This window comes from Mycobacterium sp. GA-1841 (genome assembly GCF_001954135.1).
Classification (GTDB): domain Bacteria; phylum Actinomycetota; class Actinomycetes; order Mycobacteriales; family Mycobacteriaceae; genus Mycobacterium.
Genome location: NZ_MBEQ01000123.1, coordinates 1 through 23,737, shown reverse-complemented (window position 1 = coordinate 23,737; position 23,737 = coordinate 1). Strand labels below are relative to the sequence as shown.

Here is a 23,737-nt window from a genome sequence, read left to right as displayed (position 1 = left end):
ATGAGGCTGCGACGTCGCGTCGTCTCAGGGACAGTGTTGATCGCTGTCCTGGCGCTGGTCGTGCACAACCACCTGGTGCCGTTCAGTGCGCAGTTCTACGGACTGACGGGCAACAACTTCGACCTGGACACGTATCGCGCTGCGGTACACGCTTCTTGGGATGGTAGGAGCCTGTACCAGGAACCGGCGCTGCGCGGTGCCTGGTTCGTGTACCCGCCGTTCGCGACGTTCATCCTGGCGCCGTTGGCCTGGCTCGGTTTCGACGTCGCCAAGTTCGTTCTGCTGGCCGTGTCGATCGGCCTGCTGGCCCTCATCGCGTGGCGCATCCTGCAATTGGCCGGTGTACGGACGGACTTTCGGCTGGGCGTGACGAGTACGGCACTTGCCGTGGTCGTCATCGACGTCGAACCCGTGCAGGCCACGTTGTGGTGGGGGCAGATCAACATCGTGCTCATGGCGATGGTGATGCTCGATCTGTTGCGCCCCAGCGGCGCCCGGTGGCGAGGGATCGGACTGGGTTTGGCCGCGGGCATCAAGCTCACCCCACTCGTGTTCCTGCCGTATCTGCTCGTCACCCGGCAGTGGCGCGCCTCGGTCACGGCCACAGCGACGTTCGCCGCAACGGCGGCGTTGACCTGGCCGCTCCTGCCGCGCGACAGCGCCTGGTTTTGGAGTCACCTCGGGGACACGTCGCACATCAGTCGTATCGATCATCTGGCGAACCAGTCGATCAACGGCTTTCTCGCCCGCTACTTCGCACCGGACCTTCGGCCGGAGTGGCTGTGGATTGCGTTGAGCCTGTTAGTGGTTGGTGTCTGTCTCACGGTGGCCGCGTGGGCGCACCGGCGAGGAGAACGGGCGCTGGCGGTCGTGCTGGTGGGCTTGTTGGGCTGTGCGGTGTCGCCGTTCAGTTGGGCGGCGCACTGGGTGTGGTTCGCCCCGGCGATCTTCTGGCTCGTGGCGAAAGCGTCGACGACACAGCGACCGTGGACAGCCGGCTGGATGTGTCGTGCCGTCGGTCTGTTCGCGATGACCTTCATGTGGACGTTGCACCGGCCCGCCCACAACCACACCACCATGTATTTCAGTGGCGTCTATTGGAACTATCTGGACCTGCGCCGGTTCTGGGTCGGTCAGCTCGCGAGTGGGTGGTATCCGCTGGTGTTCGGATGTTTCATGATCGCGGCGGTCAGTTGGTTGCGGCTGAGCACGACGCCGCAGCGGGACGACACCGGCCAGACCGCCATGACGCCGGACGACATCGACGACTACCCGCCGGAGTTCCTCGACGAGGAGCTGGCGCGCACGTAGCGTGTAATCACATCAGTCACATCAGCCTCAATAAAAACAGCATATTTTTGTGCGGCGTGGCTCACACTGTTTGCCGGTTGTCCGGTATCTAATGACTCGGTGAGAGTGCTGCGGTAACGTAGAACTACGGGTACAGCTACCAGTTAGTCGCAGGAGTGATCACCGTGTACATCAACCCGATAAGTCGGTCACGGATGGGTCGAATTGCCTGGTCATTGTTCCGTCATCCGATGAAGAGCCGCGAGTTCCCGGCCAAACAGGAACGCCTGGTCACTGCCGACGAGCTACTTCGCTTCGGCATTTAGGGGATATCGAACGGTTACGCTGGGCGGCCTCGACGGCCGCCCAGCGTATTTGCTTTCACTGCACCTGCGGGAATTCAGTTGCCCCGGAGCGCTTCGGCCAACGGCTCCAGCACCGCGGGGTCGTACGGCGGCGGCAGATAGATGATCGCCAGATCCAGGCCCTCGGCGCCCAGTGCGGCGGCCTCGTCGACCACCTTCTGGTAATCGCGGTCCTCGCCGAGGCGCACGTGCGCCGACAAGGTGATCTCCTTCGGGTCCCGACCGATATCGGCGCAATGCGCGGCGAGGACGTCGCGCTTATGAGCGAATTCCTCGGGTGGACCACCGACGAAGTTCCAGTGATCGGCGTACTTCGCGGTGATACGCAGCGTGCGCTTCTCGCCGCTGCCGCCGATGCAGAACGGCGGATGGGGCTGCTGCGGGCCCTTGGGCTCGTTGCGCGCGTCTTTGAGCTGGTAGAACTTGCCGTCGAACGTCGTCGTCTCCTGGCTCAGCAGGCCCTTGAGAATCTCGCAGGCCTCCTCGAACCGGTCGAAGCGCTCCTTGATCGAGCCCAGTTCGATGCCGTAGGCGCCGGATTCCTCCTCGTTCCAGCCGGCGCCGATCCCGAGTTCCAGGCGACCGTTGGAAATGATGTCGAGCGCGGAAGCCATGTTCGCGAGCACCGCCGGATGGCGGTAGTGGATGCCGGTGACGAGCACGCCGACCCGCAATCGCTCGGTGGCTTGGGCCAGCGCGGTCAGCGTCGTCCAGCCCTCCAGGCAGGGGCCTGACGAGTCGGAGAAGATCGGATAGAAGTGATCGAACGTCCAGCCGGATTCGAAGACGTCGATCGTGTCGGCAGCTTTCCAGATGGCAAGCATGTCGGCCCACGTGGTGTTCTGCGGTGAGGTTTTGAAGGCGAAGCGCACGTCATCCGAAACTAGTCGCGTCCGCTGATTCATTCCTGGGAATCCGAGCGGTGCTGATTACGTAGCTTCACGGCCATTTTGCCGTTGCAATCGGTAGTGTCGGGCACGGAAATATGCGAAATCCCGCGAGCTGAGTATCTGGAGCGAACATGAGCGAGTACGCAGTCACCGATCCGGCGACCGCCGAGGTGATCGCCACCTACCCGACCTCGACCGACGCCGAGATCCGGGCTGCGATCGAGGCCGCCGCGAAGACCGCGCGCAGCTGGGCGCGCACCACCACGGTGGCCGAGCGTGCCGCACTCCTGGCGAAAGTTGCCAAGCTGCACGAACAGCGCCGCGAGCAACTCGCCGACGTGATCGTCCGCGAGATGGGCAAACCGCGTGACCAGTCCCTCGGCGAGGTGGACTTCTGCGCGGCCATCTACCAGTACTACGCCGACAACGCCGAGAAGTTCCTGGCCGACGAGCCGATCGACCTCCTCGAGGGCGAGGGCAGCGCGGTGATCAAACGCGGGCCGGTCGGAGTACTGCTCGGCATCATGCCGTGGAACTACCCCTACTATCAGGTGGCCCGGTTCGCCGGCCCAAATCTTGTGGTGGGCAACACAATTCTGCTCAAGCACGCCCCGCAGTGCCCCGAATCCGCGGAGCTGCTGCAACTGATCTTCCTGGAGGCAGGGTTCCCGCAGGGTGCCTACGTCGACATCCGCGCCACCAACGATCAGGTCGCCGACATCATCGCCGACCCACGCGTGGCCGCGGTGTCGCTGACCGGCTCCGAACGGGCCGGCGCCGCAGTGGCCGAGATCGCCGGGCGCAACCTCAAGAAGTGCGTCCTGGAACTCGGTGGCTCCGATCCGTTCATCGTGCTGTCCACCGATGATCTCGACGCCACCGTCGAGTCCGCGGTCGAGGGCCGCATGGAAAACACCGGCCAGGCCTGTAACGCCGCGAAGCGTTTCATCGTGGCCGAGAACCTCTACGACGACTTCCTGACAAAGTTCACCGAGAAGCTGCTGGCGGCCGCCGACGGGATCGCGCCGTTGTCCTCGGAAGCCGCCGCCGAACGTCTTGAGCAGCAGGTGAAGACGGCCGTCGACCAGGGTGCGCAGCTGACCTCGGCCGGCGAACGCCGCGGCGCCTTCTACCCGCCGGCCGTGCTCACCGGCGTCACCGAGGACAACGACGCGTACCACCAGGAGCTGTTCGGCCCGGTGGCCGTGGTGTACAAGGCCGGCTCCGAAGACGAAGCCATCGCCATCGCCAACGACACCCCGTTCGGTCTGGGCTCCTACGTCTTCACCACCGACGCCGAGCAGGCCAAGCGGGTGGCCGACCGGATCGACGCCGGCATGGTGTTCGTCAACGCCGTCGGTGCCGAGGGCGCCGAACTGCCGTTCGGCGGGGTCAAGCGCTCCGGATTCGGACGGGAACTCGGCCGCTACGGCATCGAGGAATTCGTGAACAAGAAGCTGATCCGTATCGCCGGTTGAGCGCCGACGCCGACGGGCACACTGGAGACATGGATCCGGTCACCGCGCTGCGCCAGATCGCCTACTACAAGGACCGGGCGCGGGAAGAACCGCGACGCGTGATGGCTTATCGCAATGCCGCGGACACCGTCGAGGCGTTGACCGATGCCCAACGGGAACGCCTCGGCGCGAGCAACAGCTGGCAGACGCTGCCCGGGGTGGGGCCCAAGACCGCGAAGGTGATCGCGCAGGCCTGGGCTGGACGCGAGCCGGACACCCTGGTCGAATTGCGCGCGACCGCAAAGGATCTCGGTGGCGGGGAGTTGCGCGCTGCCCTGCGCGGTGACCTGCACGTGCACTCGAACTGGTCCGACGGTTCTGCGCCGATCGAAGAGATGATGCTGGCCGCCCGCGATCTCGGCCACGAATACTGTGCGCTCACGGACCATTCACCGCGCCTGAAGATCGCCAACGGGTTGTCGCCGGAACGGTTGCGCGAGCAACTCGACGTGATCGAGGAAGTGCGGGAGCTCGTCGCGCCGATGCGCATCCTCACCGGTATCGAAGTGGACATCCTCGAAGACGGATCGCTGGACCAGGAACCCGAGTTGCTCGAACGCCTGGACGTGGTGGTGGCCAGCGTGCACTCCAAACTCGCCATGGATGCCCCGGCCATGACCCGGCGCATGCTGAACGCCGTCGCCAACCCGCACACCGATGTGCTGGGGCACTGCACCGGACGTCTGGTCACCGGCGGGCGGGGTCAGCGTGCCGAGTCGAAGTTCGATGCCGAAAAAGTCTTCAGCGCCTGCCGTGACCATGGCACCGCCGTCGAGATCAATTCCCGCCCGGAGCGCCGCGACCCGCCCACGAGGCTGCTCAAGCTGGCCCTCGACATCGGCTGCCTGTTCAGCATCGACACCGATGCCCACGCTCCCGGCCAACTCGACTTCCTGGGCTACGGCGCCCAGCGCGCGCTGGACGCCGAGGTGCCGGCCGAACGGATCATCAATACCTGGGCCGCCGAACAACTGCTCGACTGGACCGCCTCATAGACTCACGCGATGCACGCGGATCTCGGCATCGACACCCTCATCACCCTGCTGGCCGCCGGCCTGATCTTCCTGCTGGCGCTGATGCTCGGGGTGTGGAAGTACCGGCAGATGGCCACGAGTGAAAACCACCTGGCCCACCCGTACGTCGACATCGCCCACCGAGCCGCCCTGCTGTATTCCTTCGCGACACTGCTGGTGGCGGTGTTCGTCGAGCTCAGCGCCTGGCCTACCGGGGTCAACCTCACCGCGGCCATGGTGCTCGTGTTCTTCTTCGTCGTCGCGATCGGCAGTTACATCGAGCACGGCGCCAAACGGGACACCACGAACCAATTCGAGCACCCGACCGGTGCGCTGCATGCCGGCATGGTGGCGCTGATCGTGGGTGAGATCGGTGGATTCGCGGTTCTGCTGGCCGGATTCATTGCGGCGCAGTTCTTCTAATACGGCAGCGTGGGCATTTCCAGCCCGGGATCACGCCCGACGAGCACACCGCGGGTCAACATCGCGTTGCCGAACCGCTGACGTACCTCGTCGATCGCGCCGTCGATCGCCACCGGATCGGGCTCGGAGTCGAACGGCAACTCCAGCTGCTGGCTGCCCGCGTGGTCGATGTTGGACACCGCGAAACCGATGAGGGTGAGCCCCCGCTCGGCGATCACCGGCGCGGCGGCCGTCACCAAGGCCCGGGCCGCGGCCAGCACGGCCTCCGTGGAGGCGGTGGCCCGGGGCAGGGTGTGGGACCGGGTGGCGCGGCCGAAATCGTCGAAGCGCAAACGCAGTACGACGGTGCGTCCGGTGCGTCCGGCGCCGCGCATCCGGCGGGTGATCCGGTCGACCAGATTGACCACCACCATGTCCACCTCGGCGGCGGACATCGTGTTGCCGCGTCGCCCGAGCGCGCGCTGGGCGCCGACCGAACTGCGCCGCACGCCCGTCGTCACCCGGCGACGATCGATGTTGCGCGACAACGCATATAGTTGCCGGGCCATCGCGCCGCCGACCATGGTGCGCAGCGCCGACTCGGACAGCTCCGCCACGTCGGCCACCGTCTCGACGCCGTGGTCGTGCAACTTCTCGGCGGTCTTGGCGCCGACGCCCCAGAGCCGGCGCACCGGCAGTGGATGCAGGAATGCCAGCTCGCGATCGGGCGGGACCAGAAGTAACCCATCCGGTTTGGCGACCTGGCTGGCGACCTTGGCGAGGAACTTCGTGCGGGCGATGCCGACGGTGATGGGCAGGCCCACCTGTTCGCTGACCTGCTCGCGCAGCCGTCGGGCAATCTCCACCGGACTGCCCGAAACCCGGGCCAGCCCGGACACGTCGAGGAACGCCTCGTCCACCGACAACGGCTCGACCACCGGCGTCGTGTCATGGAACACCTCGAACACGTGCCGGCTGGCTTCGGAATAGGCAGCCATCCGCGGAGGCACCACCACCGCCTGCGGGCACAACGCCCGGGCCTGACGTCCGCCCATCGCCGTGCGCACGCCGAACGCCTTCGCCTCGTAACTGGCCGCCAGCACCACCCCGCTCCCGACGATCACGGGCCGGGCGCGCAACGCCGGGTCGTCGCGCTGCTCGACCGACGCGTAGAACGAGTCGAGATCAGCGTGCAAGATGGCCGCGGCTTCGGACACGAACATATGTTCGCACAGCCGGGCGACGGGCTACGAAGTGTCGCCGTAGATGCTGGTCAACCAGATGTGGGTCAGTGTGTCGACCACCTTGTCGTAGTCGACCGCGGGGTGCTCGGCGCTGAGGGCCGCCATCATGGTCCGCTCGTTCATCAGGTTGAGTGACGTCGCGAGATCCAGTGCGGAAATGGTGCCCGGGGCGGCGCCGCGCTGTCGTTCGGCGGCAATCAGGGCAGCCGTCAGGTTGATCCACTTCTGCATGAGCCCGGACCAGAAGGCGCGGAACTCCGGGCTGCTGTTGAGGGCTTCGGTGCCCGCGCGTGCGGTGGCGGGGTGCGATGCAAACGAGTCGAAGAAGATCTCGATGCCCCGGCGGATTGCCCGCTTGGGATCCGCCGGCATGTCTTCGAGCGCGCTGTCGAATCCGGTGTCGGCCCGTTTGATCAGCGGATCGATCAATGACAGTAGGACGGCTTCCTTCGAAGGGAAGTAGAAGTAGAACGTCGGCCGGGAAATTCCGGCGCCTTTGGCCAGGTCATCGACCGATATGTCGGCGAACTTCTTGGTCTCCAGCAGCTGACGGGCGGTTTCGAGGATCGCCGCCTCGCGGTCGTCGCCCGACGGGCGGGCCGCGCGGCGCCCCCGTGGTGCGCGGGCCGGGCTGGAGGTGGTCACAGTCATGCAGCCTAACACCGTGTTGAATTTATCAACAGGCTGTTGACTCACTCAACACCATGTTGATACCGTCGGTCCCATGAACGAACACTTCGATGTTGTGATCGTCGGCGCCGGCATCTCCGGCATCAGCACGGCCTGGCACCTGCAGGACCGCTGCCCCACCAAGAGCTACGTGATCCTGGAGCGTCGCGAAAACATCGGCGGCACCTGGGACCTGTTCAAGTACCCGGGCATCCGGTCGGACTCCGACATGTTCACCCTCGGATTCCGGTTCAAGCCGTGGGAATCCGCCCGTTCGATCGCCGACGGGCAGTCGATCTGGAACTACATCAACGAGGCCGCCGTCGAAAACGGCATCGACAAGCACATCCGCACCGGCCACCGCGTGCTCTCGGTGGACTGGTCGGATGCCGACAACCGCTGGACCGTCGACGTCGAACACGACGGCGAGACCAAGCAGATCACGGCATCGTTCCTGTCGGTCTGCAGCGGCTACTACAACTACGACGAGGGCTACTCGCCCGAGTTCCCGGGCGCCGCGGACTTCAAGGGCCAGATCATCCACCCGCAGCACTGGCCCGAGGACCTGGACTACACGGGCAAGAACGTCGTCGTGATCGGCTCCGGCGCCACCGCGGTGACGCTGATCCCGTCCCTGGTCAACGGCGGCGTCGGCCATGTGACGATGTTGCAGCGCTCGCCCACCTACATCGGCTCGCTGCCGCTGGAGGACTCCATCGCGCTCAAGGCCAACAAGTACCTGCCGAAGAACCTCGCGCACTTCGTCAACCGGTGGAAGCAGATCGGTTACAGCACCGGGCAGTACCAGGTGGCCCGCAATTTTCCGGGATTGTTCAAGAAGGTGCTGCGCCGGATGGCCGAGCGCCGATTGCCCGAGGGATTCGACTACGACAAGCACTTCAGCCCGCGGTATGACCCGTGGGACGAGAGAGTGTGCCTGGCGCCCAACGGCGATCTGTTCAAGGCGATCCGCTCGGGCAAGGCCGGCGTCGTCACCGACACCATCGACACCTTCACCGAAACCGGGATCAAGCTCAGCTCCGGACAGGAGCTGGAGGCCGACATCATCGTCACGGCAACCGGTTTGAACATGCAGCTGTTCGGTGGCGCGGTGGCCCACCGCAACGGTGAGCCGATCGACCTGACCAAGTCCATGACCTACAAGGGCCTGATGCTCTCCGGCGTGCCCAACATGGCGATCACCTTCGGCTACACCAACGCATCCTGGACGCTCAAGGCCGATCTGGTCTCAGAGTTCATCTGCCGCGTGCTGAACTACATGGACGCCAACGGTTTCGACCGAGTCGAGCCCCAGCACCCCGGCGCCGGCGTCGACGAACTGCCGTTCATGGACTTCACCCCCGGCTACTTCCGCCGGGCCATGGACACCCTGCCCAAATCGGGTTCGGCCGCGCCGTGGAAGCTCAAGCAGAACTACTTCTTCGACATGCGCACGATCCGCTACGGCAAGGTGGACGAGGAATCGCTGATGTTCACCAAACACCGTGCGGCCGTGAAGGTCTAACCGATGCCGGTCAGGGGGCGACCACCACGATGCCGTCCTCGTCGGCATAGGCGATCTCGCCGGGGACGAAGGTCACCCCGCCGAAGCTGACCTCGACGTCGCGCTCACCCTCACCGGTCTTGGTGCCCTTGCGAGGGTTGGTGCCAAGCGCCTTGATCCCGACGTCGATGGTCCGCAGGGCGGCCGCGTCGCGCACCGCGCCGTGCACGATCACCCCGGACCAGCCGTTGTCGGCGGCCAAGCCGGCGATGATGTCGCCCACCAGCGCGGTGTGCAGCGAGCCGTTGCCGTCGACCACCAGCACCCCGCCGTTACCGGGGGTCGACAGGGTCGACTTGAGCAGCGCGTTGTCCTGGAAGCAGCGCACCGTGGTGATCGGCCCGGCGAACATGGTCTTGCCGCCGTAGTTCTGCAGCTGCAGATCACAGCTACGGACGTCGGGGTAGATCTCGTCGACCAGATCAGCGGTGGCGCGCGGTTCGATACTCACGCGGCAATTATCGCAGCCGGCCGGGCCCGACCCCGGGTCAGCTGTCCTCGGAATGCCGCCGGCTCAGCAGGACCAGCAGCACGGCAATTGCTCCGACGGCCAACGCCGCCGCGAGCGGCAGTCTGGACGACGAACTTTCGCTCAGCGGGACGGGAGCGGCACCGGACACCGGGTTGGTGGCCGACGTGACGGTCGACTTGGCTTGTGCGGCAGCTTCTTTGGCGGCAGACGCGACATCCGGCACCGGGCTCACCGGAGTCGGTGCCGGATCTGGGGCTGGGGCCGGGACGGCGGGAGCCGCGGGAGGAACGGGCGGTGGAGCCGGCTCGGCCTTTTTCGCCGGAGCCTTCTTGGCCGGAGCTTTCTTGACTGCCTTGGCCGGAGCCTTCTTCGCAGCCGCCTTCTTGGCCGGGGCTTTCTTGGCGGCCTTCTTCGCGGGCGGAGGACCGGGCTCGGGAGCCGACTCAGCCGCGGTCTCGGGCTTCTCGGCGGATTGCTCCTGATCCTCTGCCATCTGGCTGCTCCTTCGCAGTGTCTGGTGTTCCGCGCCAGCGCGGTCGGTGGGGCCGGCAGTATTCCCATCATGCCAGGCGCCCCGGCGGTCAACCCGTGACGGCCAGCGCCGCGGCGAGCGTGACCGCCACAGCCATGATGCCCAACTCCACCCTCGAGCGGTTCCGCGACAGGGCGGCGCTGCTGCGATGCGCCCGCGCCGCGGGCAGCCACTGAGACCGGTTTCGCCAGGCCAACGTCAACAGCACCACCGTCACGACCAGCTTGGCCGTCAACACCCGCCCGTAATCGGTGGACCACAACTCGGTCGGCGAACCCAGCCGAATCACCGCCCCTCCGACCCCGGCGGCCAACAGCACGCCCACGCACCACAGCGACAACTGCGAGAACCGGGGCAGCACCCTGGCCCACTGCCCGCGGTGGGACACGGTCAGCACGAGTGCCGCGAGTACGCCACACCACGTGCCGGCAGCCAGCGCGTGCACGGCCACCGCCATGCCGCCGATCGGACTCTCCGACAGGTGCCCGGTCAGGGTTCTGGCAGCTATGCCGACCGCCGCGACGCCCACGGTCGCCGCAGTGGTGGCGGCACTGGGGGAAGCGAAGGCCGCCACCCCACCGACGATCACGGCCGCCGCGATACCGACCAAACCCGACCGTCCCGCGGCCGTGTGCACACCGAAATCGGCCAAAGTAGACATGCCGAGCTGCCAGACCTGAAGGCCAGCGGTTTCCGCCGCGGCCACCGTCAGCCGCACGACCTCGGCCAGCAGCCAGACCGCCGCGGCCACGGTGAGCGGCCGGCCCGCCTTACGCACCAATTCCGCGCGGTATCGGGCCGATTCGAGCAGCGGCACCGCGGCCAGACCCAATGTCACGACGGCGGTGCAATCGGCCAGCGCCCGGATCAGTGCCGCCGTCATCGTTGGCGTCGGACCGCCCACCAGGCTCCGCCACCGACCAGGACGGCGGCCACCAGGACGAACGGCCACACCACGATGCCCCCGTCGGACTGCGCCGGGGAGGCCGCCGCCGGCCCGGGGGTGCCGTTGCCTGCCACGGTCAGCTCAAATGACCACGAGCCGGAGACCACATGCCCATCCGCCGAGGTCACCCGGTAGTTCACCGTGTAGGTGCCGGTTGGGCCGAGCGGACGGACCCCGACACTGATCACCGCACCGGCGACCTTCGGGTCGCCGTCGGACCACAGGTTGTGGTCCGGGCCGACGACGGTCATGCTCGCGAACGCCGGTTGCAGCGCCTCGTTGAACGTCGCGCTCACCCGCTGCGGCGACGAGCTCAGCGAGGACTGCTCGGCCGGATCGGCGGCGATCCGCGCCGCATGCGCCGAGGCCGCCGGAGCCGCGAACAGCGCGGACGCGGCCAGGAACAGCCCGGTCAGGCCGGCGGCCACCAACCGGTTCATGACCGGCGCCGGTTGAGAAGTGCCGTCACCACCGCGGCGGCTGCGACGATCAGCGCCCCTCCGGCCAGCCAGCGCGCCGAGTTGTCGACGGTGCCTGCCGGCTGTGCGGCGGGCTGGGCGGCGGCCGGTGCAGTGCTCCCGTGCGCGGCATGCGCGTCGTCCGCCGGGGCGCCGCTCAGCGTCAGCTGCGGTGCCGGATGCTCGGGTTCACCGCCGTCCGGCAACGGCGCCTGATCCCAGCGGACCACGGAACCGTCGGAGTAGGTCTGGGTGGCCGGGAAGCTCACCGTGGGCGCATCGGGCAGTTTCACCGAGACCCGGAACAGCGCGAACTGCTCCGGCGAGATCCCCACCCCGGGATTCGCCGTCCAGGTGACCGACCGAACGGTGCCGGCCGCGGTGTCGCGGTCGAGCTTGGCCGTCCACCCCGGCACGACCTCGGTGCGAGCCGAGGCCACATCAGGCAGATCGACTCTCAATTGGGTGGTGACCGCGCCGGTGTCGGACTCACCGGGAACTCGGAACGTGAGCACGGACGTGGTCCCGGGTGCCGGGTTGTCGGCGTCGACATGGACGTGGGCCCAGGCCGGCGCGGCGGTGAGCAGGCCGGCGACGGTGGCCGCGGCGCAGGTGAGCAGGGCGCGCGAGGGCACCCCGGAAAGGGATTGCATGTCTTGGTCTTTCTGGATCGGTCGGGTCGGGTCAGGCAGGCCGGCTGACCGGTGGACCACGATGCGACACAGAGGCGGCCAGAAAGAGCGCGGAGTGCAACGGCTGATCAGTGCTGCGGGCAAGGGCGCGGACCGGCGACACCGGTCGCGTGCCGCGCTCGGTGGCCATCGCACGCACGACGCGCGACACGGCCGCCGACAATCGGCCCCCGCAGGCGATCAGGCCCGCACCGAGCGATACCGCCGCCAGATGCGCGACGAACATCGCCGGGCCGGGCCAAGAATCATGCGCATGCGACGTGGTGGCCATCAGCAGGTGGGCCAGCAGTTGGCCGGCACCCAGGAGCAGCCACAACACGGTGACGCGGTTCGCGCGGGCGACCGTGGCGGCGACGACTCCCACCGTCACGGCGAGCACGACGAGCGCGGGCGTCACCGCCCCGGCCGGCGGACCGCCGCCCGCCATGCCATGGGCCGCCACGGCCAGCGCGGCGGTGAGCGAGCCGACGGCCGTACCGCGCAGCCTGGCTGCGGAGTCGGTACGGACGACGGTCATGGACGTCGGCTCAGACCAGGCCCAACCGAGCCATCAGGTCGGCATCGATACCGTCGAGCTGAGCGGTGATCGCCGCGTGCGCACCGCGACGCCGCGCGGTCGGCATGTTCTCCGCTGCGGTGACGGCTGCGGCCAGATCGGTCAGGCGCTCACCGATCGCGGTGACGAACTGCTTGGTCTCGGCATCTTTGGGCTTCTTCTCGGCGACCTGCCGCAGTGTCTGCTCGGCCCCCGAGATCCGCGCCGACAACTCGGCACCGTGCCCGGAGAACTGACCGAGTTGAGCCAGCGGGACGCCGAGCCGGTCGGCCCGACGCTCGTCCAGGGCGCCCCGAGCGGCCGTGGCGACGCGATAGATCAGTGGCACCAGCACCGGTGCCAGCAAACGTGTGACGGTCAGCAGACGGCGGATCCGGGCCGGGGACAGCAGACGCCCCTCCCGAGCGGCCTTCAACTCCGCCTCGGCCACCTTGAGGGCGTTGCGATCGCTGTCGCGCTGCGCTTTGACCTGAGCATTGAGGGCCCGTTGCGCAGCCTTTTGATCCGACTTGATGCGGCGGGCCTCGTTCTTTGCGGTGAGCCTTGCTTCGAGCTTGGCCTTGGCCTTGATGGCGCGGGCTTCGGCGCGGCGGGTGGCGCGGCTTTTTCGTCGCGTGAACAGGCCCATTCCGGTTGCCTCCCGGTCAATTCGTCGTGTGTTCGTGGTCACCGTAGAACTGCTGCAGACCCACAGTATCGTCCGGCCGATTTGCTCGACCGCGCCTCCCCGGCAACAGGCCGGGCAATCGGCCGAGCTAGCAAATTTGATCTCGCTGATTGTGCAAGAATCGAACCGGTTCATTTCAGCCATAGGGCGGTGCGCGAAAGGGTGGTGACAACGTGCGTTCGCGGGTGCGCGTCGCCGCCTCGACCGGTCTGGTGCTTTCGGGCCTGATCATGACCGGGATCGGAGGAGCGCTGGCATTTGCCGACCCCGACCGGGGCCGGCCAGCCGACCGTCACGAGGCCTCGAGCAGCGCCGGGAAGGACCACCGGGGCGGGCGAGGCGCCCGGGACCACGAACAGGTCTCGGGCCAAAAAGACAACGGCGGTATCCAGCGCGGTGACGAGGGCACCCGCCGCCCATGGGGTCCGCGCCGATGGCACCGGCCGCCTGACAGGTCCACCCGAACCAGTGGAGAGCCGACGAGGACGTCCGGCAAACCGTCCGAACCCTCGGGCACGCCGACGGCCTCGCACACCGGGACACCGACCGACACGAAGACCGAGACACCCGGCACCGAACCATCTGAGCCCACTGAAACCACGGGGCCCACTGAAACCGCGGGGCCCACTGAAACCACGGGGCCCACAGAAACCACGGGACCCACTCAGACCACGGGACCTACTACTACCGACGTTTCGATGACGACGTCCGCCGCCACATCCACCACCCGAACCTCGACGGACACCACCACGAAGCCAACCGAGACGACGGGGCCAACCGAGACATCACAGTCGACCGCGACCTCCACGTCGATCGTCATCGGACTTCCGGACGTCGGAAACGGCCAGGAAGGCGGAGTCCCGGCACCGTTCAATTACGCACGCGCACCGAGCCTGCAGTTCCCGCCCCGACCGGCACAGCCACTGACCGCAGCCCAGCCCGGCGCGCCGCCGCCCGGATTGGCCGCCGCGGCCGGCGTGCCCCCGATCGTGGTGCCCGTCGTCCTGCCGGTCATCGTGCCGCCGCTCGAGGTGCCCTTGAACGCCCCGGACTCCGACCGAGGCCCGCGGTCGGGCCCCGATATGGAACCCACCACCAAGCTGCGGATCCAGACACCGACACCGGTCGCGGTCGGTCTGGACGCTGCGATACCACCGGTATCGTTCCGCGTGGGGTATACGGACTATCTACGCACTGCCAGCACCATCGAGATCGCCGCGATGGCCCTGCCCGGGGTGACCGGGATGATGGCCCTCACCGGCCTCGGCGGATTCGTCGGTTACCGGCAGGCCAAAGCCGGCCGTACCGTCCGAATCGACGCAACCCGCTTCATGCCCTGAGAACGACTTGGGACAATGTTCCGGGGTGCTACGAAGGGATGAAAGGGGGGAACATGTCCGCCAGCCGAAGTGTCACGCGTGCTGTCAACGAGGTGCTCGACCTCGCCCCGCGTCGGGGCGAAATCACGCTGACCCGCTTGGTCGATGCGGTGGCCGAAAATCGTGGTAGGCCGATCGAGTTGACGATGGCCGAGCTTCCGCCCGGCGTCTGCGGACAGTGGCGTCAATACGCCGATCATGACGTGTTCCTCATCCAGCAGGGACTTCCCGCCTGGGATCGCACGCTGGCCCACGAGCTCGGCCACCTCGTCCTGGGCCACGAGGGAATCTCGATCGTCGACGCCGCGGCGGCCTCGGCCGAGGTCGCCACCTCGGACCTGATCAGCTACATGCTCAATCAGCGGACCGGTTGCATGGGCCCCAACGGTGAGGACATCGAGCAGGAAGCCGAAGACTTCGCCGCACTTCTGCTCTACCGCCTGGGCCGCCTGCCGTCCGATCGATCCTCGATCGTGCAGGTCCGCCTCGGAGAGGCATTTGGTTGATCGTCTGGGTGATTGCCGGGCTGCTCGGCCTGGCGACCGGCCTGCGCATCGGTTGGGCACTGGTCAACAAACAATCCCTGGTGAGCTCGGCGATGATTGTGTCGTTGGGCAGCCTCGGGATCGTCGCGGCGCTGAACTGGCAGCCGCTGGCCCTGCTGATCGACACCTTGGCGCACTGGCCGAACATCGCGGTGGCACTGAGCCAGATCGCGTTGATCGCTTGTGCGGCAGGCAGTTGCGTGATGATCACGACCGCATCTTCTGATCGCTCGGCCACCATCACGCGGCGCATCGCGCTGATCCAGTACGGCGTCGCCGGTGTGGTGGCGATCGTCAGCGTGATCATCTTCTTCAGCGCCGGCAAGCAGCCGGAGATGTCGCCCGCGGAGTATCTGACGCGGGACCTCGGCGCGGACGGCACCTCATGGCTGTTGCCGTTGCTCTACGTGTTCCTGGCGCTCACCCTGGTGGTCTGGGCCGGCCTGCGCTACTCGAACCGCAGCCGGCGCGGCCGGGCTCTGTTCTTGTTCACCGTCGGCATGGTGCTGATCGTCGCGGCGAGCGGATTCTTCCTGATCCGGGCCGCAGGCCGGACCGAAGCCGTCGGTGTCGGCGCCGCGGCGACCATGCTGGGGTGTGCGATGGTCATCGTCGCCGCCGGATCCCTGCTTCCGAGCATCGAAGACTGGTTCGGGGCCCGCCAGGAGCTGCGGACCATCAAGCCGTTGTTGAGTGAGTTGGCCCGCCGGCAGCCCGACGTGGGCATCGGCGTGCGTCCGCGTGGACCGCTCGTGTTCCGGGTGGCCGAACGCATGTCGTTGATCTCCGATGCGCTCTATCTTGAGGCCACCGCGGCCGACGCGCGTCGGCAGGAGTCAGCGGCACCGCGCGGATCAAGCGGCACAACGCAATTGGGGGACACCGAGCGTCCGGAGGTGCCTCCGCGCGATCAGGCCCGACGTGTCGCGCAGTGGATCCGCGACACACGCGAGGGAGACGACGGCTCGGCATTTCCGGGATTGGCCTGGCTCAGCCAACCCGAATCGTATTCCGACCGAGAATGGATTTTGGCGATCGCCGAGCAGTACCGGGATTTGGGCCGCACGGCGGCGCGCAGCTGAAAACCACGGTAATGGGAACCGAAATCGATTCCCACGCACGTGGTTTTCAGCGCGGAATACCGACGCTCAGTCGTCGAGGTGTTCCCGGCGGCGCAGCTCGTCGACCTTCTGGACGAGATCCTGCTGAGCCTCCGTGGACAGTCCGACGGTGCGGGCGGCGATCCGGCGGACCCCTTCGTCACGCATGCTGGCCAGCCAGGTCAGTTCCTTGTCGAGCTTCTCGTAGTACTCGTCGTCGGTGAAGTAAGCCGGCTTGATCCGGAAGAAGTTGGCAAGTGCGGCCATGGTTGCCGCCGACGGGTTGGTCCGGTTGCCCGAACGAAGCTGGGACAGGTACGGGGCCGACATGGTGACGCCCTCGGACTTCAGTGCGGCAATCACCTCGGCAGACGTGTGGGGTCCGCGCCCAGGTGGATAAACCGTATCGAACAGGCGGTTCAGGCGGGCGGCGAACGTCTTGCTCATCGATTTGACCTCCACATGCATCACGAGCGGTACGAATAAGGCGGCGTATTTGCTGACTATGGTAGCGAGTGTTGTGACGACAACCAAGTGCAAACCGCACAAAACTTAAACTGGCTTTGTGTTTTGGGAGCCTCCGGGGACGATGCCGGGGTCTTCGCCGTGGAGGTGCCGCGGGATTGCGCCGTCTGACAATGCAAAAGGTGACGGTCGCGTTGTATTGAGTACGGTGAGCTGCGATCACGGGTCCGGCCGATCATGATCAACTTCGTGGCCGGCAACGGGATCACCGCTCTGACTAGCGGAAACAGATATTTGCTAGAGCCCGGACCTCATGTCACGTGGGATTGCCTGCAACGTCGTTGTCGAACGACGTGGAACACGTTACAGGTGGGGCGCTGGAATGCGCATCAGCCCCCTCGCGTGCGATAGCCAGAGGGGGGCGGATCGAATCTGCGCGCCGATTCCCGGCGGGGTTGCGGAGCCGAAACGGGTCCGAGTTTCTCGCGCGGCGAAGAGAATCGCGCAGTCCGCCGTGGGGCAGTCGGCATGGTTGCGGTGCGCGCTCGCGGCTATCCGGCCACTCGTCTCGGTGGCTGCGGCAGCAGACATGGCGGCCTTTCGACACGTCGCCGGTAGGTGCCGTTTGCACGGCGCACATTTCATGCAGGTCGAAGGGTTCGCCCGCCGCGCTTCGTCGGCCGGGTTTGGCCCCAGTGGGTCGACACGACGATTGCGGGCTTTCGCCTCCGCTGATTTAGGGACCCTAGCCGTTACCCGCTTCCGACGCCAGGTTTCTTATTCATTTTCGGCAGGCGCATTCTCAAATCCGGAGAAGGTGCGCCTTGCCTGGGCGTGTCATGCCGCCAACAGCATCGCCAGGATCGCGGTGTCGGGATGGCTGATGGGATCCACCCCGACCCGGCTGACCATGGACGTCACGGTTCCGTCCGATTCCGCTTCGACCCAGGCCGCACGATGTTCGAGCCCGAGATGGGGCAGGCCGGGTAACAGCACGCAACCGGAAGCTGCGCCGGTGCACTCCGGCAGCGACGGCATCGTCTCCGACGGCGGGTGCAACATCAGAAGTGCCGGTGGTTGATGCTCGGCGAAATATCCCGGCGGAAGGGCGGATTCGCCGACCACCGGACCCTCGGCGATGACCAGACCGACGGTGCCGGGTTGTGGCTGCTCCGGCAATTCCTCGCGAACGCCGAAAATCGTTGTGGTCGAGAGCAACCCGGGTAACGACGCAATACGGACGGTGACAATCAGAAGCTGCGCCCACTCTTTGGTGGAATCAGGCCATCGCCCCGACACCACAAAGCCTTTGAGCACACCGCCGGAATGAAAGGGGGCGATCTCGATCGCCCGGCCGGACCCCGTGGTATCCATATCGCCTCCGGGACATCGGTATTGGCTCGCCATCGAGGTGGCGCTCCGACACGTCTGTGGGTCGATCAGACCAGAATGCGCCAGCAACCGTGCCGGTGCAAGCGACACGGGGAACCGGGTGCGTAACGAATCGGCCCCGGAAACGAGGGCGGGGCGTCACGCTGTTGCGCGACGCCCCTTCTGGAGAGAACAGAGCCGGTCTGGCCCTCGGTTGGATCAGCCGAAGATCAGACCGTTGGTCTTGGACGTGGCCGCTGCGTAGCGGTTCTGTACATCTTCCCAGTTGACGACGTTCCAGAACGCCTTGACGTAGTCGGCCTTGACGTTCTTGTACTGCAGGTAGAAGGCGTGCTCCCACATATCGACCTGCAGCAGCGGGATGATTCCGAGGGGCACATTGGCCTGCTGGTCGTACAGCTGGAACGTCAGCAGCCGATCGCCGAGGCTGTCGTAGCCGAGCACCGCCCAGCCCGAGCCCTGCAGACCGTTGGCGGCAGCGGTGAACTGCGCCTGGAACTTGTCGAACGAGCCGAACTGATCATCGATCGCCGCGGCGAGATCACCCGTCGGCTTGTCGCCACCGTTGGGCGACAGGTTCTTCCACCAGATCGAGTGGTTCACGTGGCCGCCGAGGTGGAAGGCCAGGTTCTTCTCGTTGAGGAAGATCGCCGCGTGGTCACCGTTGGCCCGCGCCTCGTCGAGCTTGGCGACGGCGTCGTTGACACCCTTGACGTACGCCGCGTGGTGCTTGCTGTGGTGGAGCTCGTTGATCTGCCCGGAGATGTGGGGTTCCAGCGCTCCGTAGTCGTAATCCAGGTCCGGCAAAGTGTATTCAGCCACGAGATTCCTTCCTCATTATCGATCGATGGAGCTGGGCGTCGTCAAAGATCCCTGAGATCGATCCTCACAGTTCGACGCTCAAGATCACCGACAACATTGCTCCATCACAGGGCGCACCGCAAGGACGCGCGTGCCGACCACACGTATACCCGATCGCCCGTCGGTCAGAACAAGACGATGACCGCAAGGACGCCCAGCAGGAGCAGGGCGATCACGCTGGCCCGCAGAAAGGCCATCAGCTGGTTGCGAGTGTGCAGGTGCCCGGACGAATGCCATTCAGGCTGCGGTATCGCTGAACCCGATCCCAATGGATGTGAAGCCATCAGACACTCCTGACCTGCACGATCAATGTTTGCCCTCCAGTGAGTTCTGTCACAACGGCTGGTGTGACGCCGATCATAGACCCTGTGCTGTCCAGGTAAAAATCGGCCTTCGCGCGCGGGCTGCGCGAAACCGATTCACCGGAGTCCGGAGATTTCGCTCTGCGGTGCGCACGGTTGTTGATCGCCGGGGCAGATACCCCAGGTTTATCCACAGCGATGGCCAGCCGACACACAGTTACGCGCATTTCGGAGACTTTTGCGCAGGTGTCGGGCCTGTGGATGAACCTGTGGAAACTGTGGATAGGTCTGCGTTGCTGACGGTGTCACCACCCGGCCAGGCCGGGTGCGCGCCGACGGGTCGGCGTGCGAGCATGGCGGTATGGACGATGTGGAAGTCGGACAGGCGGACATCGCAGCGGTACCCACGGCGTTCGAAGGGTCCGTGGTGCTCCTCGACGTCCGGGAGGACGACGAATGGCAGCGCGGTCATGTCGCCGGCGCGCAACACATCCCGATGGGCGACGTACCGACCCGCATCGCCGAGATCGACCCCGATGCCGAGCTGTACGTGATCTGTCACGCGGGGGGCCGTTCCCTGCGCGTGGCGAAGTACCTGGCCCGCAACGGCTACACGCCGGTCAATGTCGAGGGCGGGATGCTGGCATGGGCAGGCGCCGGCCGCCCGGTCGTCACCGACGCCGGTGAACCGGGCTCCGTCTGAGCGCGACAACAGGTCGCGAGATCGTGGCTAGGCTGGTCGGATGATCCAGGTGTGTTCGCAGTGCGGGACGCGCTGGAACGTGCGTGACCGGCAGCGGTCATGGTGTCCCCGGTGTGGCGGCTCGTTGTTGGCGCCTTCGGCGCCCCAACCGCAATGGGCACCGGCCGCCGGGCCGGCAGCGGCGGCTGCGTCGTCCCCGTCGTCCCCGTCGGCGCAGCGCCCTGGGCCCAGGCTCGCCCCCGGCTACCGCTGGATCGCGGTACGTCCCGGTGCTCCGCCGCATCAGCGCCCTCCGCGGCGCCCGCTCGGCCCGACGCCGCACTACCGCGCCATCCCCAGTTGGGGGCTGCACCAATATTTTGATGTCGATGACCAGACCCGCGAAACCCACGATGAGTCCCGAGTGGGTACCGCACGGCTGATGCTCGTCGCGGCCATGGTGGTGCTCGGCGTCGCGGCCTTCGCCCATCTGGTGCGGTATGTGCTGCTGCTGATCAATCGCAGCATCCTGCTGCATCCGCTGATCGCAATCGGCGGAGTGTTGATCGGTTTGTTGGCCAGCCTGTTGGCGATCGCCATCGTCGTCCTCGCAGTCGTGGCGCTGGTGCGCTGGTTGATCGCGCGCCGGGCCGCCCGCTACGCCGAGCACGACGAGGTCGATCCACGTAGCCCGACGACCCTGTGGCTGGGCTGCCTGGTGCCCGGGGTGAACCTGGTGATGGCGCCGGTGTTCGTGTGGGAGCTGGCCGCGCTCGAGGGCCGCCTCTCACATCTGCGCCGCGTGATCGTCGTGTGGTGGATCGTCTGGGTGCTCAGCGCGATCGTGGCGGTGTTGTCGATGGCGAGCACCGTGTACGTGACCTTCTTCGGCGGGACCGCGCAGAACATCGCCGACAACACCGTGACCGCGATCGTCGGCTATCTGCTGGGGCTGGCGGCGTTCCTGTTGACCGCGAAGGTGTTCGCCGGCTTCGAGGGCAGCGGCACGACGGCTCAGCCCAGCGTCCGGCGCTGGGTGGTCGTCGAGCCCGACACCTCGCCAGAACGCGAGGATTCGTCGGAATCCGCCGTTCCGGTTGAGTCCCAAGGGCAGAACCCGGCAGCATAGCCGTATGGAGACGGGCGACGACGGAGCCGATGGACAGGCGACACCGACGCCTGGGCATCCGTTCGTGGTGGCCCATCGGGGCGCCTCCGCCGACCGGCCCGAGCACACCCTGGCCGCGTACGACCTGGCACTGAGCGAGGGCGCCGACGGTGTGGAATGCGACGTACGGCTGACCCGCGACGGACATCTGGTCTGCGTGCACGACCGCCGGGTGGACCGCACCTCCACTGGCACGGGTCTGGTGAGCGAGATGACGCTGGCGCAGTTGCGCCGCCTCGACTACGGGTCATGGCATGCCGGCGGCACGACCGGGGACACCGGGTTACTGACCCTCGACGATCTCGTCTCGCTGGTCTTGGACTGGAACCGGCCGGTCAAGCTGTTCATCGAGACCAAACACCCCGTGCGCTACGGCGCACTGGTGGAGAACAAGGTGCTGGCCCTGTTGCACCGGTACGGCATCGCCGCACCGGCCTCGGCCGATCTGTCTCGGGCGGTGGTGATGTCGTTCTCGGCGGCGGCGGTGTGGCGGATCCGCCGGGCCGCACCGATGCTGCCGACGGTGCTGCTCGGCGAGACGTCGCGGTATCTGGGCGGCAGCGCAGCCCCCCCCGGCGGCGCCACGGCGGTGGGCCCGTCGATCGCGACCCTGCGTGAGCATCCCGAGCTCGTGGACCGGGCCGCCGCCCAGGGCCGGGCGCTGTACTGCTGGACCGTCGACCACTACGAGGACGTCCAGTTCTGCCGCGACATCGGGGTGGGTTGGGTGGCCACCAATCATCCCGGCCGCACCAAGAGCTGGCTGGAGAACGGCCTGACCGGGGCGGGCCGGGACTGACTGCCGGTCAGAGAATGCCGCCGGCCGCCTTCGGCGCAGCCGGGTCCGCAGCGGTGCCACCGCTGAGCTCCCTGGCCACGAAGTCCTCGATGTGGAACAGGTTGGTGCCGGCGCGGTCGGCGATACGAACCAGCGTCGCCATCGACGAGACCTCTTCGATCTGCTCCTTGAGGAACCACTGCATGAACTGCTCGCCGAGGTAGTCGCCCTCGTCACGCGCCACCGCGGCCAGCCGGCTGATCTGCTCGGTGACGCTGCGCTCCTGGCTGAGCGCCAGCGCGAGCGCATCGCGGGGCGTGTCGAAGCGGTTGCACACCGCGTCCACTCCGGGGATCTCGACGTCGACGTCCCGGTCGAGCAGATACTGGACGAGCATCATGGCGTGGTTGCGCTCTTCGACCGCCTGCACATAGAAGTGCTTGGCGAGTTGGGGCAGATCGGCGCCGTCGAAATAAACCGCAATTGCGATGTATTGCTGTGACGCGGTGAACTCGCTGCGAATCTGGTCTTGGACAAGCGCGTGAAATTTGGTGTCGAGTTCACTGGTCGTCGTCATGACGCCAAGGATATAGCAGGTCAGGCCCCATTGTCATCGAAGGTGAACCTCATTGAGGGCAGCTTTACCTTAGTGGTGTGGCGGCCATTACATTTACCGCAACGAATTTGCTGAGGTGAATTTAGCCTGGCCTGGGTTCACGGTTGTGGCGTCTCGATGACATCCGCGGGGACCGCTTCGTCGTTCGCCAGCGCGGTGAACAGCCGTCCGGCCGCGTCACTGTCCCAGACCACCACGGCACCGGAATCGCTGCCGGTGAACTCGCCGATCGGCACCGTCGTGGTGACCATGTCGCCGTGCATGGCCCAGGCCAGCCGCCCCAGATCCCAGACGTGCGCGTTCTCGTCAACGGCCACCGAGTCGGTGGCGGCGCGGGCCATCGGCTGCCACCGCAGGGGGTTGAGCAGCACCTCCGGACTGGTCGCCCGATGCAGAAGCGCCGACATGAACGCGCGCTGATGGATCATCCGGTCCAGGTCGGCGCGTGGGGTGGCGCGGGTGCGGACATAGCCGAGCGCACTGCGCCCGTCGAGTTCCTGGCAGCCGGCGGGCAGGTCGATCCCGGCCAGTGGATCGCTGATCGGTTCGGCCGGGCACATCCGCACCCCTCCCACCGCATCGACGAGTGCGGCGAAGCCGTCGAACCCGATCTCGGCGTAGTGGTCGAGATGCAGGCCGGTGGCCTGTTCGACGGTCTGGGCCAGCAGCTCAGGCCCGCCGAGTGAGAACGCCGCGTTCACCTTGTCCTCGCCGTAGCCGGGTATGGGCAGATAAGAATCACGGGGAATCGAAACCATCGTGGCCGGGGCACCCGAGCCGATGCCCGGGATGTGCACCAACAGGATGGTGTCGGTGCGACCGTTGCCGATGTCCCCGCCGGTGGCCAGATCCGCCTGCTGCTCGGGGCTGAGGTGTTGGCGACTGTCCGATCCGACCAACAGCCAGGTGGTGCCGTGGGCCGCGGCCGGGCGTTCGGGGTAATCGGCGAGCGCCGGGATGCGGTGCAACGACGAGTCGACCCAGAAGCCCCCGCCGACCACGGCCAACACCACCGCCAATACGAAGACCATGGGCACCGTCATCAGCAGACGGCCCCAGCGACGCCGGCGGCGAGGTGTGCGTGCGGGCTTGGGCGGCGACGTGGGTACCGGAGCCGGTGGACGGCCGCCGGCCGGACGTGGCGGTTGGGGCGGTTGGGGCGGCCTGGGCGC

General features: G+C 66.7%; 27 protein-coding genes. 11 read left to right on the top strand and 16 right to left on the bottom strand.

Annotation, left to right across the window (positions count from 1 at the left end; genetic code table 11):
• Positions 1-1,311: a glycosyltransferase 87 family protein gene (locus tag A5740_RS27870; RefSeq protein WP_076199650.1), complete on the top strand. Its 1,311-nt coding sequence runs from the start codon at positions 1-3 to the stop codon at positions 1,309-1,311.
• Between the two features lie 379 nt (positions 1,312-1,690).
• Here the strand turns inward: A5740_RS27870 and A5740_RS27865 are convergent, their stop codons facing one another.
• Positions 1,691-2,527, bottom strand: coding sequence for an LLM class F420-dependent oxidoreductase (locus A5740_RS27865; protein WP_076199648.1), 837 nt, complete (start codon positions 2,525-2,527; stop codon positions 1,691-1,693).
• 149 nt (positions 2,528-2,676) lie between these two features.
• Here A5740_RS27865 and A5740_RS27860 point away from each other — a divergent pair, with 149 nt between their 5' ends.
• Genes A5740_RS27860 through A5740_RS27850 form a run of 3 tightly spaced genes read left to right on the top strand, consistent with a single transcriptional unit; the run spans position 2,677 to position 5,498 of the window.
• On the top strand, positions 2,677-4,023 hold the full coding sequence (locus A5740_RS27860) for an NAD-dependent succinate-semialdehyde dehydrogenase (RefSeq protein WP_076199646.1): 1,347 nt from the start codon (positions 2,677-2,679) through the stop codon (positions 4,021-4,023).
• Between the two features lie 29 nt (positions 4,024-4,052).
• Positions 4,053-5,057, top strand: a complete 1,005-nt coding sequence (locus A5740_RS27855) for a PHP domain-containing protein (protein ID WP_076199644.1) — start codon at positions 4,053-4,055, stop codon at positions 5,055-5,057.
• Between the two features lie 9 nt (positions 5,058-5,066).
• Positions 5,067-5,498 (top strand): hypothetical protein, encoded by a 432-nt coding sequence (locus A5740_RS27850; protein ID WP_076199642.1) that lies wholly within the window; start codon positions 5,067-5,069, stop codon positions 5,496-5,498.
• Here A5740_RS27850 and dinB read toward each other — a convergent pair.
• Both dinB and A5740_RS27840 read right to left on the bottom strand, forming a co-directional pair.
• Positions 5,495-6,700, bottom strand: a complete 1,206-nt coding sequence (gene dinB, locus A5740_RS27845) for a DNA polymerase IV (RefSeq protein ID WP_076199640.1) — start codon at positions 6,698-6,700, stop codon at positions 5,495-5,497. The genes A5740_RS27850 and dinB overlap by 4 nt on opposite strands.
• A 24-nt stretch (positions 6,701-6,724) precedes the next feature.
• Positions 6,725-7,372 carry a TetR/AcrR family transcriptional regulator gene (locus A5740_RS27840; protein ID WP_175616387.1) on the bottom strand — a complete coding sequence of 216 codons (648 nt, stop codon included), beginning with the start codon at positions 7,370-7,372 and terminating at the stop codon, positions 6,725-6,727.
• Between the two features lie 73 nt (positions 7,373-7,445).
• Here A5740_RS27840 and A5740_RS27835 point away from each other — a divergent pair, with 73 nt between their 5' ends.
• Positions 7,446-8,915: an NAD(P)/FAD-dependent oxidoreductase gene (locus A5740_RS27835; protein ID WP_076199638.1), complete on the top strand. Its 1,470-nt coding sequence runs from the start codon at positions 7,446-7,448 to the stop codon at positions 8,913-8,915.
• 10 nt (positions 8,916-8,925) lie between these two features.
• On the opposite strand, the gene rraA is transcribed toward A5740_RS27835, so the two are convergent.
• The 7 genes from rraA to A5740_RS27800 form a co-directional block, all read right to left on the bottom strand.
• Entirely contained in the window at positions 8,926-9,405 is a 480-nt protein-coding gene (gene rraA / locus A5740_RS27830; RefSeq protein WP_076199636.1) for a ribonuclease E activity regulator RraA, read from the bottom strand.
• A 37-nt stretch (positions 9,406-9,442) separates the two neighbouring features.
• Entirely contained in the window at positions 9,443-9,919 is a 477-nt protein-coding gene (locus tag A5740_RS27825) for a hypothetical protein (RefSeq protein ID WP_076199634.1), read from the bottom strand.
• A gap of 88 nt (positions 9,920-10,007) precedes the next feature.
• On the bottom strand, positions 10,008-10,841 hold the full coding sequence (locus tag A5740_RS27820) for a CopD family protein (protein WP_076199632.1): 834 nt from the start codon (positions 10,839-10,841) through the stop codon (positions 10,008-10,010).
• The gene (locus A5740_RS27815) at positions 10,838-11,344 is read right to left on the bottom strand and encodes a copper resistance CopC family protein (RefSeq protein ID WP_076199630.1); all 507 of its coding nucleotides are present in this window, start codon (positions 11,342-11,344) and stop codon (positions 10,838-10,840) included. Before A5740_RS27815 ends, A5740_RS27820 begins: the two co-directional genes overlap by 4 nt.
• Positions 11,341-12,015 (bottom strand): YcnI family protein, encoded by a 675-nt coding sequence (locus A5740_RS27810; RefSeq protein ID WP_076199662.1) that lies wholly within the window; start codon positions 12,013-12,015, stop codon positions 11,341-11,343. The genes A5740_RS27815 and A5740_RS27810 overlap by 4 nt, the downstream gene beginning before the upstream one ends.
• A gap of 31 nt (positions 12,016-12,046) precedes the next feature.
• A complete protein-coding gene (locus A5740_RS27805) occupies positions 12,047-12,571 on the bottom strand; it encodes a hypothetical protein (protein WP_076199628.1) in 525 nt (174 codons plus the stop codon).
• 10 nt (positions 12,572-12,581) lie between these two features.
• Positions 12,582-13,238, bottom strand: a complete 657-nt coding sequence (locus tag A5740_RS27800; RefSeq protein ID WP_076199626.1) for a DUF6474 family protein — start codon at positions 13,236-13,238, stop codon at positions 12,582-12,584.
• 737 nt (positions 13,239-13,975) lie between these two features.
• Between A5740_RS27800 and A5740_RS28130 the strand changes: the two genes are divergently transcribed.
• From A5740_RS28130 to A5740_RS27785, 3 genes are read left to right on the top strand one after another with little or no spacing between them, the layout of a single operon-like run.
• Positions 13,976-14,617: a hypothetical protein gene (locus A5740_RS28130; protein WP_254849362.1), complete on the top strand. Its 642-nt coding sequence runs from the start codon at positions 13,976-13,978 to the stop codon at positions 14,615-14,617.
• Between the two features lie 53 nt (positions 14,618-14,670).
• Positions 14,671-15,162: an ImmA/IrrE family metallo-endopeptidase gene (locus A5740_RS27790; RefSeq protein ID WP_076199622.1), complete on the top strand. Its 492-nt coding sequence runs from the start codon at positions 14,671-14,673 to the stop codon at positions 15,160-15,162.
• Complete coding sequence (locus tag A5740_RS27785) at positions 15,159-16,283, top strand: hypothetical protein (protein ID WP_076199620.1); 1,125 nt, start codon at positions 15,159-15,161, stop codon at positions 16,281-16,283. Before A5740_RS27790 ends, A5740_RS27785 begins: the two co-directional genes overlap by 4 nt.
• A 66-nt stretch (positions 16,284-16,349) precedes the next feature.
• Here the strand turns inward: A5740_RS27785 and A5740_RS27780 are convergent, their stop codons facing one another.
• From A5740_RS27780 to A5740_RS28645, 4 genes are all read right to left on the bottom strand, one after another.
• Complete coding sequence (locus A5740_RS27780; RefSeq protein ID WP_066902092.1) at positions 16,350-16,748, bottom strand: secretion protein EspR; 399 nt, start codon at positions 16,746-16,748, stop codon at positions 16,350-16,352.
• A gap of 855 nt (positions 16,749-17,603) precedes the next feature.
• Positions 17,604-18,140 (bottom strand): peptidase, encoded by a 537-nt coding sequence (locus A5740_RS27775; protein WP_076199618.1) that lies wholly within the window; start codon positions 18,138-18,140, stop codon positions 17,604-17,606.
• Positions 18,141-18,356: 216 nt separating this feature from the next.
• A complete protein-coding gene (locus A5740_RS27770; protein ID WP_003883955.1) occupies positions 18,357-18,980 on the bottom strand; it encodes a superoxide dismutase in 624 nt (207 codons plus the stop codon).
• 164 nt (positions 18,981-19,144) lie between these two features.
• Positions 19,145-19,303, bottom strand: a complete 159-nt coding sequence (locus A5740_RS28645; RefSeq protein ID WP_175616386.1) for a hypothetical protein — start codon at positions 19,301-19,303, stop codon at positions 19,145-19,147.
• A gap of 379 nt (positions 19,304-19,682) precedes the next feature.
• On the opposite strand from A5740_RS28645, the gene A5740_RS27765 reads away from it, so the two are divergent.
• The 3 genes from A5740_RS27765 to A5740_RS27755 are packed head-to-tail and all read left to right on the top strand — an operon-like array spanning position 19,683 to position 21,970.
• Complete coding sequence (locus tag A5740_RS27765; RefSeq protein ID WP_076199616.1) at positions 19,683-20,024, top strand: rhodanese-like domain-containing protein; 342 nt, start codon at positions 19,683-19,685, stop codon at positions 20,022-20,024.
• A 40-nt stretch (positions 20,025-20,064) separates the two neighbouring features.
• The gene (locus tag A5740_RS27760; RefSeq protein ID WP_076199614.1) at positions 20,065-21,132 is read left to right on the top strand and encodes a DUF4328 domain-containing protein; all 1,068 of its coding nucleotides are present in this window, start codon (positions 20,065-20,067) and stop codon (positions 21,130-21,132) included.
• Between the two features lie 4 nt (positions 21,133-21,136).
• Entirely contained in the window at positions 21,137-21,970 is an 834-nt protein-coding gene (locus A5740_RS27755; protein WP_076199612.1) for a glycerophosphodiester phosphodiesterase, read from the top strand.
• Between the two features lie 7 nt (positions 21,971-21,977).
• Here the strand turns inward: A5740_RS27755 and A5740_RS27750 are convergent, their stop codons facing one another.
• Together A5740_RS27750 and A5740_RS27745 are read right to left on the bottom strand one after the other, a co-directional pair.
• Positions 21,978-22,526: a ferritin gene (locus tag A5740_RS27750; RefSeq protein ID WP_076199610.1), complete on the bottom strand. Its 549-nt coding sequence runs from the start codon at positions 22,524-22,526 to the stop codon at positions 21,978-21,980.
• A gap of 137 nt (positions 22,527-22,663) precedes the next feature.
• On the bottom strand, positions 22,664-23,737 hold a 1,074-nt coding region (locus A5740_RS27745; RefSeq protein WP_371454819.1), incomplete at its 5' end, for an LCP family protein.

Bases quoted from the DNA above. Each gene is read 5' to 3' on its own strand.
- A5740_RS27870 (WP_076199650.1), top strand. From the start codon at position 1: ATGAGGCTGCGACGTCGCGTCGTCTCAGGGACAGTGTTGATCGCTGTC.
- A5740_RS27860 (WP_076199646.1), top strand. From the start codon at position 2,677: ATGAGCGAGTACGCAGTCACCGATCCGGCGACCGCCGAGGTGATCGCC.
- A5740_RS27855 (WP_076199644.1), top strand. From the start codon at position 4,053: ATGGATCCGGTCACCGCGCTGCGCCAGATCGCCTACTACAAGGACCGG.
- A5740_RS27850 (WP_076199642.1), top strand. From the start codon at position 5,067: ATGCACGCGGATCTCGGCATCGACACCCTCATCACCCTGCTGGCCGCC.
- dinB (WP_076199640.1), bottom strand. From the start codon at position 6,700: ATGTTCGTGTCCGAAGCCGCGGCCATCTTGCACGCTGATCTCGACTCG.
- A5740_RS27840 (WP_175616387.1), bottom strand. From the start codon at position 7,372: ATGACTGTGACCACCTCCAGCCCGGCCCGCGCACCACGGGGGCGCCGC.
- A5740_RS27835 (WP_076199638.1), top strand. From the start codon at position 7,446: ATGAACGAACACTTCGATGTTGTGATCGTCGGCGCCGGCATCTCCGGC.
- A5740_RS27825 (WP_076199634.1), bottom strand. From the start codon at position 9,919: ATGGCAGAGGATCAGGAGCAATCCGCCGAGAAGCCCGAGACCGCGGCT.
- A5740_RS27820 (WP_076199632.1), bottom strand. From the start codon at position 10,841: ATGACGGCGGCACTGATCCGGGCGCTGGCCGATTGCACCGCCGTCGTG.
- A5740_RS27815 (WP_076199630.1), bottom strand. From the start codon at position 11,344: ATGAACCGGTTGGTGGCCGCCGGCCTGACCGGGCTGTTCCTGGCCGCG.
- A5740_RS27810 (WP_076199662.1), bottom strand. From the start codon at position 12,015: ATGCAATCCCTTTCCGGGGTGCCCTCGCGCGCCCTGCTCACCTGCGCC.
- A5740_RS27805 (WP_076199628.1), bottom strand. From the start codon at position 12,571: ATGACCGTCGTCCGTACCGACTCCGCAGCCAGGCTGCGCGGTACGGCC.
- A5740_RS27800 (WP_076199626.1), bottom strand. From the start codon at position 13,238: ATGGGCCTGTTCACGCGACGAAAAAGCCGCGCCACCCGCCGCGCCGAA.
- A5740_RS28130 (WP_254849362.1), top strand. From the start codon at position 13,976: ATGACGACGTCCGCCGCCACATCCACCACCCGAACCTCGACGGACACC.
- A5740_RS27790 (WP_076199622.1), top strand. From the start codon at position 14,671: ATGTCCGCCAGCCGAAGTGTCACGCGTGCTGTCAACGAGGTGCTCGAC.
- A5740_RS27780 (WP_066902092.1), bottom strand. From the start codon at position 16,748: ATGAGCAAGACGTTCGCCGCCCGCCTGAACCGCCTGTTCGATACGGTT.
- A5740_RS27775 (WP_076199618.1), bottom strand. From the start codon at position 18,140: ATGGATACCACGGGGTCCGGCCGGGCGATCGAGATCGCCCCCTTTCAT.
- A5740_RS28645 (WP_175616386.1), bottom strand. From the start codon at position 19,303: ATGGCTTCACATCCATTGGGATCGGGTTCAGCGATACCGCAGCCTGAA.
- A5740_RS27765 (WP_076199616.1), top strand. From the start codon at position 19,683: ATGGACGATGTGGAAGTCGGACAGGCGGACATCGCAGCGGTACCCACG.
- A5740_RS27760 (WP_076199614.1), top strand. From the start codon at position 20,065: ATGATCCAGGTGTGTTCGCAGTGCGGGACGCGCTGGAACGTGCGTGAC.
- A5740_RS27755 (WP_076199612.1), top strand. From the start codon at position 21,137: ATGGAGACGGGCGACGACGGAGCCGATGGACAGGCGACACCGACGCCT.
- A5740_RS27750 (WP_076199610.1), bottom strand. From the start codon at position 22,526: ATGACGACGACCAGTGAACTCGACACCAAATTTCACGCGCTTGTCCAA.